This is a genomic window from Phenylobacterium sp. (genome assembly GCF_035569475.1).
Lineage (GTDB): Bacteria > Pseudomonadota > Alphaproteobacteria > Caulobacterales > Caulobacteraceae > Phenylobacterium.
On sequence record NZ_DATMNA010000005.1, the window covers coordinates 40,030 to 54,741 of the forward strand.

General features: G+C 66.1%; 10 protein-coding genes. 5 read left to right on the forward strand and 5 right to left on the reverse strand.

The annotated features are described in order from the left end of the window. Nucleotides 1-255: 255 nt before the first annotated feature. Nucleotides 256-1,119, reverse strand: coding sequence for an IclR family transcriptional regulator domain-containing protein (locus VNW53_RS00670; protein WP_325552898.1), 864 nt, complete (start codon nucleotides 1,117-1,119; stop codon nucleotides 256-258). An 807-nt stretch (nucleotides 1,120-1,926) separates the two neighbouring features. Here VNW53_RS00670 and VNW53_RS00675 point away from each other — a divergent pair. After that, on the forward strand, nucleotides 1,927-3,105 hold the full coding sequence (locus VNW53_RS00675) for a Xaa-Pro peptidase family protein (protein ID WP_325552899.1): 1,179 nt from the start codon (nucleotides 1,927-1,929) through the stop codon (nucleotides 3,103-3,105). 6 nt (nucleotides 3,106-3,111) lie between these two features. Here VNW53_RS00675 and VNW53_RS00680 read toward each other — a convergent pair whose 3' ends face one another. Further along, nucleotides 3,112-3,921, reverse strand: a complete 810-nt coding sequence (locus VNW53_RS00680) for an IclR family transcriptional regulator domain-containing protein (protein WP_325552901.1) — start codon at nucleotides 3,919-3,921, stop codon at nucleotides 3,112-3,114. Between the two features lie 390 nt (nucleotides 3,922-4,311). Between VNW53_RS00680 and VNW53_RS00685 the strand changes: the two genes are divergently transcribed. From VNW53_RS00685 to VNW53_RS00700, 4 genes are all read left to right on the forward strand, one after another. Beyond that, a complete protein-coding gene (locus VNW53_RS00685; protein WP_325552903.1) occupies nucleotides 4,312-6,393 on the forward strand; it encodes an ABC transporter substrate-binding protein in 2,082 nt (693 codons plus the stop codon). Between the two features lie 468 nt (nucleotides 6,394-6,861). Further along, the gene (locus VNW53_RS00690; RefSeq protein WP_325552905.1) at nucleotides 6,862-7,503 is read left to right on the forward strand and encodes an isochorismatase family protein; all 642 of its coding nucleotides are present in this window, start codon (nucleotides 6,862-6,864) and stop codon (nucleotides 7,501-7,503) included. A gap of 59 nt (nucleotides 7,504-7,562) precedes the next feature. After that, complete coding sequence (locus tag VNW53_RS00695) at nucleotides 7,563-8,420, forward strand: pirin family protein (RefSeq protein ID WP_325552907.1); 858 nt, start codon at nucleotides 7,563-7,565, stop codon at nucleotides 8,418-8,420. A 32-nt stretch (nucleotides 8,421-8,452) separates the two neighbouring features. Beyond that, nucleotides 8,453-9,355, forward strand: coding sequence for a LysR substrate-binding domain-containing protein (locus VNW53_RS00700; RefSeq protein WP_325552909.1), 903 nt, complete (start codon nucleotides 8,453-8,455; stop codon nucleotides 9,353-9,355). A gap of 146 nt (nucleotides 9,356-9,501) precedes the next feature. Here the strand turns inward: VNW53_RS00700 and VNW53_RS00705 are convergent, their stop codons facing one another. The 3 genes from VNW53_RS00705 to VNW53_RS00715 all read right to left on the reverse strand — a co-directional run bounded on the left by VNW53_RS00705 (nucleotide 9,502) and on the right by VNW53_RS00715 (nucleotide 14,299). Continuing rightward, complete coding sequence (locus VNW53_RS00705; RefSeq protein WP_325552911.1) at nucleotides 9,502-12,966, reverse strand: pyruvate carboxylase; 3,465 nt, start codon at nucleotides 12,964-12,966, stop codon at nucleotides 9,502-9,504. Between the two features lie 274 nt (nucleotides 12,967-13,240). Beyond that, nucleotides 13,241-13,672, reverse strand: a complete 432-nt coding sequence (locus VNW53_RS00710) for a hypothetical protein (RefSeq protein WP_325552912.1) — start codon at nucleotides 13,670-13,672, stop codon at nucleotides 13,241-13,243. Nucleotides 13,673-13,783: 111 nt separating this feature from the next. Next, entirely contained in the window at nucleotides 13,784-14,299 is a 516-nt protein-coding gene (locus tag VNW53_RS00715) for a dual specificity protein phosphatase (RefSeq protein ID WP_325552913.1), read from the reverse strand. Nucleotides 14,300-14,712: the final 413 nt, after the last annotated feature.

Here is a 14,712-nt window from a genome sequence, read left to right on the forward strand (position 1 = left end):
CGCGGCCGCAGGGCGCGCGGCCCGAATTGGCAAATAGGCCTGCCTCTCACGTCGCTCGGATTGAACGCGGTCGGCGGCGGGTGGACAATTCCAACGCGCAGGCGCGACCGTCGGCCCGAGCCACGTGGAATCGTTCGCCCGCGCCGCCTACCCGCTGGAGAGATCGAAGGTCTCGAAATCCGGAGGCCCGCGACAGACGCTGTTTGACGGCCTGCCTTCGGACCTGTTCGAGCCTACCCGATGAAACGGCGGCGTCTATGTTGGCCTGAAAGGCGAAGGTTCCGACGCCGCGCCGCCTGCATCACGGGCTTCGAGGATGTCGGCCGCGGCCTTTCTCAGCTGCGGCACCGCCACATCTTGCACGAACTCGTCCGTCGCGCGCGCGGCGGACATCACGACCTTCAACGCGGCGATCGTGGCGCCGAGATGGTCTGTCAGGGGGACCGCGACGCAGGCAAAGCGCTCGTCGACCTCCGAGCGCTCCAGGCACCATCCCTGGCGTCGCGCAGCCTCGAGGCGCCGCCGCAATTCGGTGATGTCGGTCACCGTGTGCGGCGTAAACGCCTGCAGGCGCGCGTCGCGCAGGTAGAGATCAAGTTCTGCGTCCGGCAGCCGCGCCAGAAGCATGCGCCCAATTGCGGTCGAGGTCGCCGGGAGCCCGACGCGACGCGCGATGAGGAGTTGCACCACCTTCGGGGGGCGCGCGTGCACTTTGCAGACGACTTCCCCGCTGTCCATGACGCCGGCCCAGACCGGTTCGTTCAGGCTCGCCGCCACCTCGTCGAGGATCGGCTGCGCGAGCTCCCAGATCGATTTGCTCTGGTGGCCGGCGGCCAATTCAATGACGCGGGACGTGAGGTAGAACAAGCGACCCTCGGATCGGACATAGCCGAGGGTGCAAAGGGTGTGGAGGAACCGCCGGGCGGTGGCGCGCGTCAGACCGCACGCGGCGGCCACCTGCGCCATGGTCATCCGCTCGCAATCCGGCCGGAAGGCTTCGATCACGGATAGGCCGCGGGCCAACGACAGGATGAAGCCATCCTGTGTATCGAGGCCGTCCTGAAAAGAGACGTCCGAATCGTCCGCGTGAGCGACGACAGATGTATGCGGCGTCATCATTACTCAGCTTCGCAAATTAGGTCCGGGCCGTGCCGGGCCGTTAAGCTTCAACGAATTATGACACAGCGGAGACAATTAAAAAACCGCCCAGGAAATCCCGTTACGCGGGCAGAGCTTGGCTTGCGTTTCGCCAAATTCCAGCGCGCCGATCGATAGATAGCCGCGCCGAGCGGGCCGGCGATCATCGCCCTGTCATCCAGCAATAATGCGCCTGCGACGGGGCGCGATCGCTTCGGTGATGTTCCGCTGCGACGGCGAAAGAGGCCGCAGTCGGGGGTGACGCCCGCGACGGGCTGTCCCGTGGCGTCGCCGGGGCGCGCTGCGCCGTCTGCGCGCGACCTGGGCGCGCGGCCCATCAGCGTCGGCGTGGCGGCCATCTGGATGAGGGCCCAGTAGGCCTGGTCCCCGCCAAAGACGCGGCGCTGGGGCTGGCGCGCCTGGCTGGTATCTCAGCTTCGTCCTGATCTTTGCGCTCGCGATGGCGCCGTGGACGCCTGGGGTTGGGAGATGTGCGCACGCGCGTCAGGATTGAGCCTCGCTCCAGCCCTCAGCCTACGTATATACGCAAGTATATCATATATCTGCTTGGATAAACTTACGAAAATAAGGGAGTGAACTTAATAGACAAGCGTAACATAGGAAAAATATGCCGACAATTTGCTTGCGGTCTCTAGATGAACATAAGTTCGCGCGCCGAACATTTTGATTGAACAGATCTTGTGCGGTTCGACTGGGGTCTGAGCAGCAAAGAGGAGGTTGAACTTGCCCGGACTTAGTCGTGCCGTGAGGAATTATCGTCATGAGCGCATGCTGTCGTTCATGCGCGAGACGGGCTGTGATGCGATCGCCTTCACCAGCGCCGAATGGGCTGAATGGGCCTTCAATTTCCAGATCCTCGAGAAGACCTGGGAGCGGCCCGTCCTCGTCGTCGTCACCAAGGAGGGCCAGGCGCTCGCGTTCCTGGCCGACATGAGCGAACCGGCGGCGACCGCGGCGTTCGACGGTGGGCAACTCTGGGTGGACCAGATGGTCTTCTACGCGGACACGCCGCTGGCCGAACGCTACAATGCGTGGAACACGGGCAACTGGGACGAGATGGTCGCGACGGGACTGGCCAAGGCCGGGCTCGGGCGTGCCCGCATCGCTGTCGATGCGCTCACCGGTCCGCTGAGGAAGGTCGCCGAGCGCCTTCCCGACGTGACGCTCTATGCGGCCGAGCCAATGTTCCGCAGCCTTCGTTGGATCAAGCATCCGGAAGAGGTCGAAACCATGCGGGCGGGTGCGTCGCTCAGCGAATGGGCGATGCAGCGGCTTGGCGAGGAGTTGCAGCCCGGCCGGCAGACGGGGGAGGCGGACCACACGGTCGCCGCCATGCTTATGACCGAGGCGGCGCGACGCTACCCCGATGCGGCTTTCCACGTGATGGGCATCTTCTCGGTGGGAAATCCCGACTCGGCCTACCTCAATCCAATTAACGCCCCCGTCGACCGTCGGGTCGAACGGGATACGGTGCTCATCTCGCAGATCAGCACGCGGCTGAACGGAGTCACGACGGAATTCACGCGCCCCTGGCTGGTCGGGTCTCCCAGCCGCGAGTTGGTGGGCTATGTGGAATGTGTTCGCGAAGCCCAGGAGGCCGGAATTGCGGCGGCGTCGCCAGGCGCTCCGATCAACGGCATCCAGGCAGCCGCTCAGAGCGTGATCGAACGTGCGGGCCACGGCGCCCATTGCCGGCTGCGCGCCGGCCACGGCATTGGCGTCATCATGCACGATTTTCCTGAGGACCTGCCCTTCGCGGATCGGCCGTTGCAGGCCGGCGAGCTCTATTCGATCGAACCCGGAATCTACATCCCCCGCGTCGGCGGTTTCCGGTATGCGGACACCATCGTGGTGCGAGAGGGGGGGGCGGAGCGCATGACCAAGGGGTCCGCGGACCTTGAGCAACTGAGGATCAGCGCCGCGCCGGCCCAGACTGTCGCGGGCTGACGAGGCCTAGCCGGGCTGCGAACTGAGGGCGGCGGTGATCCCCGCCGCCGTTTCCCTCAAGATGGGCAGGATCCGGCCCTCGACGTACTCTGGGCCGGCCCGCTCCGTTGTCATGCTGACGTTCAAAGCGGCAAGCGTGAATCCCTCGCGATCGACGAGCGGAACCGAGACCCCAGTCGTCCCGGACTCGAACTCCCCTCGTGCGATGCCCCAGCCCTGCTGGCGCACGAGCTGCAACCTCTCGGTCAAGGCCTCCTTGCTGATGAGAGTCGTCGCGGTCAACGGCTCGAAGCGCGCCTGCCGCATGTAGCTGGCGAGGTCGACCGGCGGAAGGGCGGCAAGGAGCACCTGCCCCATGCTCGAGGTGTGCGCCGGGATGTGAGCCCCTGCGCCGAGGTCGAATTCGAAGATCTGCAGCCTCTGAATCCGTAGCGTGTAGACGAGGTCGAACCCGTCGAGCACCCCGGCCGAGACCGTTTCGTTCAGGGTGGCCGCAAGGCGCTCCAGCTGGGGTCGGGCGATTTGCCAGAGCGACTGGCTGAGATAGCCGCGAGCCAGGTCCCGCACCCGCGACGTCAGATGAAACAACCGGCCTTCGACCCCAACGTAGCCGAGGGACTGGAGGGTGAAGAGGATCCGGCGGGCTCCGGCCCGGTCGAGTTGCGCCGCCTTGGCCACCTCGGAGATCGTCAGCTGACCACGACCCGGACCGAAGGCCCGGATGACCGCGAGTCCCCGTCCTACAGACTGGATGAAAACGTCACGATCAGGGTCAAGGTGTGAAGTCATCAATGGCCAAGGGTCTACGACACTCATAGTCTGCCCCCACCAAGACGACACTCTTGCAAGGCGAAATATGAATCTAACACGGCGCCGACCGTCAACATAGAAAAGCAAAGCTTGGATTGGAGAATTTTTGCAGGAAGTTGTCTCAGGGTTTTCCACTGCCAAGGGTTGCGACGAATAGACTCGACTTGACTTGAGTTTACGGAGCCATTGACCAGCCTGAAGTGGTCGGGTCCCCACAGGCCTGGAATCCGGTCAGCTGGTTCGGCTGCCGAACTCTTTGCGGCCGGCCTCCCGGTGGGTTTTCGTCAGCCCTCCATCGCGCCCGCCGCGCTGCCATAGGTCGAACATGAATCGGGACTGGATCCAGAGTGCGCCAGCGACGGCGCCATACCTGCCAGGTCCTCCGGAACCTATCCAATGATCCCGCGGCGGACGGTGATCCTCGCAGGCGGCGCCGCGATCGGGCTCTCCGGACTGGCATGGCGCCAGTGGATGCGTCCGAAGCCCCGGCTCGGGAGCAACACCCCTGGGCCGGTCGGCGAGGCCTCTGTCCCGATGTTTCCGCTCACGGGGCCCGAGGTACTGCGCGACCCGCGTCTGATGCCGGCGCGTTTCCAAGAGGCGCCGATGCTCGCCCGGGAAGTACGCGCGGGGCGCCTGCCACCGGTCGGCGAGCGTATCGGGCTGGATCCCATCGTTGTCCGCCCGCTCCACGAGATCGGCAGCTACGGCGGCACGATCCGCCGGGCCTTCGTGGGGCCGGAAGACAGTCAGGGCATCGGACGGTTCGCATCCGGCCCAGACGGCCTGCTTGCCTGGGACTACGCTTGGCGGGAAATTCGTCCGAACATCGCTAAGGACTTTGTCTTCAGTCCAGACCAGCGGGTGCTCACGCTGTCGCTGCGCCGCGGCATGCGATGGTCGAGCGGCGCGCCGTTCTCCGCCGATGACATTCTGTTCTGGTACCAGCGAATGTATCTTGACCGCCGCATTGTGGGCGGCCCCAGCCTGACGCTGCAGGTGACGGGCGGCGATGTGGTCGTCCGCAAGGTGGACGACCTGACTGTAGAGTTCGTCTCGCCCGCGCCTTATCCACTCCTCGCTGACGTACTGGCCAGTTACAGTGAACTTGGGGGGCCTTCGTTCCTCGGCCGTAGCGGCATGGGGGGCTATGCGCCACGACACTATCTCGAGCGATTCCATGCCTCTGCCCGCAGCGAGGATGAGCTGAATCGCGAGGCTCGTGAGGTCGGGTTCGCAAACTGGACCCTCAGGTTCAAGGCCCTAAACGACTGGACGCTCAATCCTGACCTTCCGGTGACATCCCCCTGGCGCGTGACCTCGCCGATCAACACCCAAAACCTTAGCCTGGCGCGGAACCCGTACTGCGTCTGGGTCGACACCGCCGGCAACCAACTGCCCTACGTCGACCATATCGACCATGTGCTCTGCTTGAGCCCGGACGGCGTGGTGCTTAAGGCGGCCGCCGGCAAGCTTGATTTCCAGGATCGGCACATCTACGTCTCGAAGCTCCCGTTCCTGTTGTCCAACCGACGAAGGGCGAACTACGTCGTCGGCATGAATCCCTACCAGGGGACGGACCTTGCCGCTCGGTTCAACCTCAATCACAAGCAGGATCCGGAGATCGGCGCGCTGCTCGCCGACGTGCGCTTCCGCCGGGCCCTGTCTCTCTCGATCAACCGTCCACAGATCAACGACACCTTTCTGTTCGGAACGGCTGTGCCTTCGGCGTCCACGCCGTCGCCGGACTGCAAGTATTATCCCGGCGAGGCCTGGGCGCAGCGCTGGGCGACGCACGATCCAGAGCGTGCGAATCGCATGCTCGACAGTCTGGGCCTCAGCGCACGTGACCAAGCGGGCTACCGCCTGCGCCGCGACGGCGGCGGACGGCTGCGGCTCGTCGTTTCGGTGACAAGGTCCGGCTTCGATTACGCCTCACTTGGCGAGATGATCCGCGAACAGTGGCGCGACATCGGCGTGGACATGGACCTGAGGGAGCTGGAGGGAACCCTGTTCGGGATGCGGATGATCTCCGGCGAACTCCAGATCACGCTGCAGAGCACGTTCTCTGAAGACCCCTTCATCTATCCGGACTTCCTCTTCCCGTCCTCGCCCTATGCGTCGGGGGCGCTGTTGGGGGTGGAGTACGCCCAGTGGTTCAGGTCCAATGGCCGGCGCGGTCAAAAGCCGCCGCCCGAGCTGGTCGAAATCATGGAGCTGTGGCGCCGAGGCCGATCGTTGCCCGAGACGCAGCGTCTTGAGGCCGGGCGCGAGATCATCCGCCGCCACATCGATCTCGTCCTGACAGCTGGCATCGTCTCGGCCGGCCTTGCGAACAACGGTGTGCACGTCGCCAGCAACGACGTCGGAAACGTCCCGCAGCGGATCCTGAACACGGCGGTCCTGCGGTCGCCAAGCAACGTCATGCCCATGACATTCTATTTTCGCAATGCTGGACGCCGGCGCCTGACAGCATAGGTCACCCAGGACTTGGCCGCTCGCATCCACGCCGCGCGGGACCTCGACCAAGAGATCGGAACGCTCGGTCTCCTCAGCATCCGCATCGCTCGCGCCGCTGGCGACGAGATGGAGAAGCTTTACGCCGCGGCGTGGGCCGCCGGCCGAGGCATCGTAGGGAACCGGTCCTGATCGGATCGCCGGCGCTCAAGCGTTCAAGGGGATCCGGGACCGAATGGTCACCCGCCTGAGCGTCGTGCGGTCTGGAGGGGCGGGGAGGTCGTTCGACCGGTTTTGCGCCGCGCCCTGGCGAGGACCTCAGCCCCGATGCGGCGCCGGCCGGTGTTTCCGGCGGGCGCCGGTACGGATGAGCCAATAACGTCAGGGGTCTTCGTTCTGAAATTGGAACGCTGCTTCGCGATGCTGCCGGATACCCCGCCGCTTTCGACCACTTCATATGTGGGGCGTCACAAGCAACGGAGACCTCCCATGACTGTCAGCGCTTCCAAGAATCCCCTCCTCGACCCTGATAACCACGCCCTTCTGCTGATCGACCATCAGTACCTGCAGATGCTCACCACCCGTTCCCACGAAGTGGGCGACATCATCAACAATGTCGCGGCCGTCGCCGAGGGCGCCAAGATCTTCAAGGTGCCCACCTTGGTGACCACCGCCTTCGCCGAGAAGCAGAATGTGGTCTCGGCGCTGGCCGACGCCACCTCCGATCAGGTTCCGATCGACCGCACCACGCTCAACTCGTGGGAAGACCCCCGCGTCACCGACTGGGTGAAGGCCACGGGCAAGCGCAAGCTGGTGATGGCCGGCCAATGGACCGAGGTCTGCCTCGCCATGCCGGTGCTCTCGGCTCTGGCCGAGGGCTACGAGGTCTATATCATCACCGACGCATCGGGCGGCGCCACGAAAGAGGCGCACGACATGGCCGTCCAGCGGATGATCCAGGCCGGCGCCGTGCCGATGACCACCTGGGCCTACGTGAGCGAGCTCCAGCGCGACTGGGCGCGGCCGACCGCCGGCGACGTCGCCAATCTGTTCGCCGCGCGCGGCGGCGGCTTCGGCCAGGGCCTGCGCTGGCAATGGCAGTTGCTCGCCCTCAAGGAAGGCTCACGCTGACCCACGTTCCAGGGATCGCGGCCCGGCGCCGCGATCCCGCCCGTCGCAAGGACCACCCCATGACCATCCAGCGAACCATCAAGCGTCTGCACGCCGCGCATCGCGACGACATCGCGGACCTCCAGACCCGTCGGCCCCTGCCGGGCCCGGCCCTGCCGAACCTCGGCGCGTTCCTGTTCCTCAATCACCACGGACCGCAGGTCTATCCGCCGTACAATGGCGGCCTGCCATTCGGTCCCCATCCCCATCGCGGTTTCGAGACCGTGACCTTCATCCTTGAAGGCGAGCTCACCCACCGCGATACGGCGGGCCATGAGAGCACGATCCTGGAGGGCGGCGTCCAGTGGATGACGGCCGGCAGCGGCCTCGTCCACGCCGAGGTGTCCTCGTCGGAATTCAAGCGCAACGGCGGGCCGCTGGAACTCCTGCAGCTGTGGGTGAACCTGCCCGCACGGCTCAAGATGACCACGCCTCGGTATGTCGGCGTGCAGCGCGACGGCATCCCATCCCTGCCCGCCGCCAACGACAAGGCGCGGGTGAACCTGGTCGCCGGCCAGCACAACGGCGCCGAAGGCCCGATTACTTCGCTGAGCGGGGTGTTCATGGCCACGGTCACAGCCGAGGCCGGCGGCAAGGTCCGCTTCGATGGACTTAGGGGCCGCGACGTCTTCCTCTATGTCGCCCGCGGCGAGATTGAAGTGGCCGGCCGCCGGGCCGGGGCGTTCAACCTCGTTGAGCTGAATGAGGGCGACGCCGTGGAGATCGAGGCGACGACCGATACGGTCCTGGTGTTCGGCCATGCCGAGCCCATCGACGAGCCGATTGTCAGCGGCGGCCCGTTCGTCATGAACACGATCGAAGAGATCCAACAGGCCTTCGACGACTTTCGCGCCGGCCGTTTGGGCGCCATGGCTTAGCGAATGATGGCGACGAACCAGGGAATGTCGGGATGAGCGACAGCGAGGCGGACGATCTCATCCTCTTCGCCCGTATCGCTCAGCATGGCGGCTTCTCCGCCGCCGGCCGCGCGCTCGACATTCCCAAGTCGCGCCTCAGCCGGCGCCTTTCAGGGCTCGAAGAGCGGCTCGGCGCCCGGCTCATCCAACGGAACTCGCGCGGCTTCTCGCTGACCGCGATCGGCGAGCAGGTGCGCGTGAGGGCCGAGGCGATCCTCGCCGAAATCGAGGCGACCAAGGCCATGGTCGAGGGCCATCGCGCGCAGCCGCAAGGGACGCTGCGCGTCAGTTGTCCCGTCACCATCTCGCAATACTGGCTCAGTCCGCTGCTTCCCGCCTTCCTCGCCCGCTATCCTCAGGTCCAGGTGGTGCTGGAGACGACCAACCGCCGAGTGGACCTGATCGCCGAGCGGATCGACGTCGCCCTGCGCGTGCGCCACGGCCAGGTCGATGAACCGGACTGCGTCATACGCAAGCTGCTGGACGCCCCGGACATTCTGGTGGCCGCGCCGGAACGGCTCGAAGGCCTGGCAGGGCTGGACCAGGGCAATCTCCACCTTCTGACGGACGGACAGACGCTGGCGACGGCCAGCGGCGAGCCCCACATCTGGCGGCTGGTCGATCCGTCCGGCCACGTTCATCATCTCAGCCATCGGCCGCGGCTGATCACCAATGACATGGGGGCCGTGCGGCGCGCCGCGCTCGACGGGGCGGGCGTCGCGCTCATTCCGCTGATGGCTTGCGCCGAGGATCTGGCCGCCGGACGCCTGGTCCGACTGCTGCCGGACTGGAGCGCCGGCTCAGGCGTACTGCAGGTGGCCTATGCGTCCCGTCGCGGGGTGGCGCCGCCCGTCAGGGCGCTCATAGACTTCCTGGTCGACGCCGCAGCCGGTTGAGGCGTCCGCGAGTTGGCCGCGAGGATCTTCAACGCGAGGGCCGCGCCGCGTCTGGATCCTGAAGTCCGCCCTTCCAAGGCGAGCCAAACTTAGCCTTTATGTCCGAATTTCCAGCGGCGCCTCAGTGCGCTGGCATCATCGGCTGGTCAGCCCTCGCCAGCGCCGGCCACGGGCTCCAGCGTCAGCAGCAGGTCCTTTGCCTCGACGGTGGCGCCGATCTGAACCGTGACCTCGCCGACCGTCGCCGCGGACGGCGCCGTCAGCTGGGTCTCGACCTTCATTGCCTCGATGGACAACAGGATCGCGCCCGCCTCGATCCTCTGACCCGGCGCGACGCTCAGGGAGCTTACGATCCCCGGCATGGGCGCGGCGACATGGGCCGGATTCGACGGATCGGCCTTAAGCCGGCGGCGTTGGGGCGCCTTCGCGCTGTCCTGGCGCAGTTTGATCTGCCGCGGCTGGCCGTTGAGTTCGAAGAAGACCGACACCATGCCCTCTCCATCCGGCGTCCCGACCGCCAGCAGCTGGATGAGCAGCGTCTTTCCGGGTTCGATCTCGACCTCGACCTCGTCACCTGCCGCCATGCCATAAAAGTAGATAGGGGTGGGCAATGCGCTCACGGGCCCCTGAGCCTGGCTGGCGCGGGAGAAGTTGAGGAACACCTTTGGATACATCAGCGCCGACGCGAATTCGCGGTCATCGATGTCGCGTCGGCAAGCGGTCGCGGACTCGGTGCGGAGCTTCGCAAGGTCGACGGGCGGTAACAGCGCCCCGGGACGGTCGCTGAGTTCGGCGGCGCCCTTGAGCACCCTGTTCTGGATGGCGGGCGGCCACCCGCCTGGAGGCCGTCCCAGCTCCCCGCGCAGCATTTCCGTGACCGATTGCGGGAAGGCGATCTGGCGGGCCGGGTTCAGGACGTCGTCGGCCGACAGGCCCTGCGACACCATCATCAGGGCCATGTCGCCCACCACCTTGGAGGAGGGCGTAACTTTCACGATATCGCCGAACAGGTCGTTCGCGGCGCGATAGGCGCGGGCGACCTCGTGCCAGCGATCGGCAAGGCCCAGCGCCCGGGCCTGTTCCCGGAGATTGGTGAATTGCCCGCCGGGAAGCTCGTGCAGGTAGACTTCGGACGCGCCCGCGCGCATGTCGCCCTCGAAGGCGGCGTACTGCGCCCGGACCTTCTCCCAGTACTCGCTGATGGCGCGGATGGCGGTGGGGTCTAGCCTGGTGTCGCGCGGTCCGCCGCGCAAAGCTTCCACGAGAGAGCCCAGGCACGGCTGCGAGACTCCGCCGGACATGGCATCCATGGCCGCATCGAATGCATCCACGCCGGCGTCGACCGCCGCGAGCACCGTGGCGGCCGCGATCCCCGACGTATCATGGGTGTGCAGCTGGATGGGCAATCCCACCGTCTCCTTGAGAGCCGTCACCAGCCGCCGAGCGGCGCGGGGCTTAAGGAGACCCGCCATGTCCTTGATCGCGATCACATGGCAGCCGGCGCGTTCGAGCGCCTGCGCCAGACCGAGATAGTAGTCGAGCGCGTACTTTTCACGGCTGGGGTCGAGGAGGTCGCCGGTGTAGCAAATCGCGCCCTCGGCGATTTTCCCGGCTGCGCCGACAGCGTCGATGGCGACGCGCATATTCTCGACCCAGTTGAAGCAGTCGAAGATGCGGAAGATGTCCACGCCGGCGTCGGCCGCCTGCTGGATGAAGTAGCGAACAACATTGTCCGGATAGTTGGTGTAGCCGACCCCGTTGGCCCCCCGCAGGAGCATCTGCAGCAGGGCATGCGGCGTCCGGCGCCGCAGTTCCGTGAGCCGCTCCCAGGGATCCTCGTCCAGAAAGCGCATGGCGACATCGAAGGTCGCGCCACCCCAGCATTCGAGCGAAAAGAGGTCAGGCAGGCCGTTGGCGTACGCCTGCGCGGGCCGCACAATATCGAAGGTTCGCATGCGCGTGGCGAGGAGGGACTGGTGCGCGTCCCGCATGGTGGTGTCGGTGACGAGCGGGCGGCTCTGCGCGAGCATCCATTGCGAGAGGCCCTCGGCGCCGACCCGATCGAACACCGCTTTGGCGGGCTCGGACGCCGGATGGATCGGCGTCACCGGCAGACTCGGGACGCGGACGTCGCGGGGTCTTGGTCGTCCCCTGGTCTCGGGATGACCGTTCACCGTCACGCCGGCGATGTAGGACAGCAGCTTTGTTCCACGATCGCGCTTGCGCGGATACCGCAAGAGCTCGGGCGTCTCGTCGACAAACGTTGTCGTGTAGCTCATGTCGCGGAATCGAGGATGCGACAGAAGCGCGTCCAGAAATGAGACGTTCGTCGCCAGCCCCCGGATTCGGTACTCGCGCAACGCGCGTTGACTCCGCGCGACGCACTCCTCGGGGCTCCGGCCCCAAGCCGTGAGCTTCTCCAACAGGGGATCGTAGAACGGCGTCACGACGGCGCCTGCGTAGGCGGTGCCGCCATCGATGCGGATCCCGAAGCCCGAAGGCGCGCGGTGCGCGACGATGCGACCGTAGTCGGGGATGAAGTTGTTTTCAGGGTCCTCCGTGGTGATGCGGCACTGCAGGGCGTGGCCGTCGAGGCGGATCTCCGCCTGCGGGGGAACGCCGGTTTCGGCGACGATTCCGAGCCGTCCCCCTTCCGCGATCCGGATCTGCGCTTTCACGATGTCGATGCCGGTCACCATCTCGGTCACCGTGTGCTCGACCTGAATGCGGGGATTGACCTCGATGAAGTAGAACGCGCCGTCGTCCTCGTTCAGGAGAAACTCAACGGTGCCAGCGCCTTCGTAGTGGGCGGCCCGGGAGATGCGCAGCGCGGCCTCGCACATGGCGTCCCGCGTTTGTGGGGCCAGGAACGCCGCCGGCGCGCGTTCGACGATCTTCTGTCGTCGTCGCTGAATGGAGCAATCGCGTTCGTAGAGGTGCAGCAGGTTTCCATGCCGGTCCCCGAGCACCTGGATCTCCACGTGCCGCGCGCGCCGAACCAGCTTCTCAAGGTAGACCTCATCTCGTCCGAAGGCGGCGCGGGCTTCCCGTCGGGCGGACATCACCGACGGTATCAGTTCCTTCGGATCTAAGATGGGGCGCATCCCGCGGCCGCCGCCGCCCCACGAGGCCTTCAACATGAGCGGATAGCCGATCTCTGCGGCCAGCCGACCGATTTCGGCCTCGTCATGGGGAAGCGCCGCCGTGGCCGGCACGACGGGTACGTCCGCCCGCTCGGCGAGGCGCCGCGCCGTGACCTTGTCGCCTAGCTGCCGGAGCGTCTCTGCCGACGGCCCGATGAAGGCGATGCCGGCCGCCGCGCAGGCTTCTGCGAGTTGCGGGTTCTCCGAGAGAAACCCGTAGCCCGGATGCACGGCGTCCGCGCCGGCCTCCAGGGCCACGCGCATGACCTCGTCGATGCAAAGGTAAGCCTCGATCGGCGCCAGGCCGGCCCCGACTTGAAAGGCCTTGTCCGCCTTGAACCGGTGGAGGCTCAACCGATCCTGCGCGGCGTAAAGCGCGACGGTTTCAATGCCCATTTCCGCGGCGGCCCGGAAGATCCGGATCGCGATCTCGGACCGGTTCGCAACCAGCAGGCGGCCTATCGCCATGCGATGCGCCCCACCTGGCGATGGGGCGCGGGCAAGCCAGGTCCCCCTGCGCCTTCCACCCTGATCGTCGCCGCCATGGTCAAACCCGCCCTGAGCCGGGGGGAGCGGGCCCCTGCCGATCGTCGATCTGCAAGCGCGGTGCTGTGTGACGAGGCGGTCCGGTGTCCCGCCAGGCTCGGCGTGAGACGGGAATTGGTTCCCGAGAGCGGGTTAGAGGGGATGATCAACGGGCACGAGGGGCGATGCTCGCGCAATCGGCGCCAGTGATGGGGGGTCATGGCGTGAAGGGCTCCAGCCCAGAGCAATTGGCTGAGCTCGAGCCGTCCGCTGGCCTGGCGATGACGTATTCCGCCACCACCCGACCGCCGATCAGATGCTCTTGGATGATCCGTTCAAGAACGTCGCGGCGGCAGTGGCGATACCAGACGCGGTCCGGATAGACCACCGCGATGGGCCCCGCGTGGCAGACCTGCAGGCAATTGGCCTTGGTTCGCATGATGCCGCCAGCGCCCAGCAGTCCCAGCTCGCGCAGCCGCCTTTTCAGGAAGCGCCATGACTCCAAGCCCTCGGCGTGATCGCAACACTTCGGCTTGGTCTGATCTGCGCAGAGGAAGATGTGCCGCCGCACGGTGGCGGCGCCCAGAACATCGAGCACCTCGCGCGCCAGTTGCGCCTCGTCCCGCGGCGGGGCTTCCGCAGGGCTCATCCAACATCCTTCGCAGATTGGGCGGCTCGAACATCAATGGTTCGACGGGTGGGGGCGTGTCCGCAGTCGCCCCGCAACCGTCGATGGGCTCGCCGGCAGGGGGCCGGGAGCTCAATCGCTGCGGGTTGCGGCACGGCGTTCCTCGAGCGTGCGCAGGAACACCATCTGATCGGGGCCGATCTTAATTTGGGGCCGAGCCTGACTTACGAGCTGCACGGCCTCGTCGAGCCCCCTTCCAGACAGGACAAGCAACCCGACAGCCGTGGTCGCCGCGCGACCAATGCCGCCCACGCAATGGACGTAGACCTTGCTGTCCGGAGCGCTGGCCTCAAACCACTTCATGACGTCATCAAGCTGATCGGCAGTCGGCGCGCCGAAGTTGGGGACCGGAGCCCGACGATACGCAATTCCCATCTGCGCCAGCCGCGCCGGGTCGGCGTTCAACTCCTTGTCTACACGTACATCGACGACGTGCGTGATCCCCGCATCGCGAAGATGCTCGTAGTCCTCGACAGCCGGCGCTCCGCCGAGGTGAAGCCAGCCGTTGACCTGATCGACTTTCTTGCTCGCGGCTGCGCGTTGGGCTTCGTTGGTCTCGGGCTCGCGAGACGTGTCGTCCGGGGTCATCTCTGCACTCATCCTGTGAATTTGGGCTTGGCAACGTGTCTGACCCGACGAGGATGACCGCCAAAGAGCCGAACCATTAGCGAAAGCTTGTTGTAATCTCCTGCGCTGGCCGCATGAAGTTGCACGGCGGCGGACGGGCAGAGCTCGGCCCTCGAAACGCCTACGAGAAACCCGGTGTAGCCGTTCGGTCGAAGTCGCTCAGAGGCGGCGGCGACCAGGGCCGCGCGGCCTGCCGAACATTGCAAGCCGACGTGCGCCCGATCCTTCAGGCGATGGCCGCCGAGAGCGCGGAGAGGTCAGCCGCGGAGTCCAAGCCCTCGACCGCGGCGCGGAGTCGGTCGGTCTTCTCCGCCCCGATGACCGGGACGGCGTAGCGGGCCAGGAAGGCCTCCATGTCCGGGACGGGAATGTTC

What these genes read in the sequence shown, in the direction of transcription:
- VNW53_RS00670 (WP_325552898.1), bottom strand. Translation starts at nt 1,119, where the DNA reads ATGATGACGCCGCATACATCTGTCGTCGCTCACGCGGACGATTCGGAC.
- VNW53_RS00685 (WP_325552903.1), top strand. Translation starts at nt 4,312, where the DNA reads ATGATCCCGCGGCGGACGGTGATCCTCGCAGGCGGCGCCGCGATCGGG.
- VNW53_RS00705 (WP_325552911.1), bottom strand. Translation starts at nt 12,966, where the DNA reads ATGGCGATAGGCCGCCTGCTGGTTGCGAACCGGTCCGAGATCGCGATC.
- VNW53_RS00690 (WP_325552905.1), top strand. Translation starts at nt 6,862, where the DNA reads ATGACTGTCAGCGCTTCCAAGAATCCCCTCCTCGACCCTGATAACCAC.
- VNW53_RS00700 (WP_325552909.1), top strand. Translation starts at nt 8,453, where the DNA reads ATGAGCGACAGCGAGGCGGACGATCTCATCCTCTTCGCCCGTATCGCT.
- VNW53_RS00715 (WP_325552913.1), bottom strand. Translation starts at nt 14,299, where the DNA reads ATGACCCCGGACGACACGTCTCGCGAGCCCGAGACCAACGAAGCCCAA.
- VNW53_RS00680 (WP_325552901.1), bottom strand. Translation starts at nt 3,921, where the DNA reads ATGAGTGTCGTAGACCCTTGGCCATTGATGACTTCACACCTTGACCCT.
- VNW53_RS00695 (WP_325552907.1), top strand. Translation starts at nt 7,563, where the DNA reads ATGACCATCCAGCGAACCATCAAGCGTCTGCACGCCGCGCATCGCGAC.
- VNW53_RS00710 (WP_325552912.1), bottom strand. Translation starts at nt 13,672, where the DNA reads ATGAGCCCTGCGGAAGCCCCGCCGCGGGACGAGGCGCAACTGGCGCGC.
- VNW53_RS00675 (WP_325552899.1), top strand. Translation starts at nt 1,927, where the DNA reads ATGCTGTCGTTCATGCGCGAGACGGGCTGTGATGCGATCGCCTTCACC.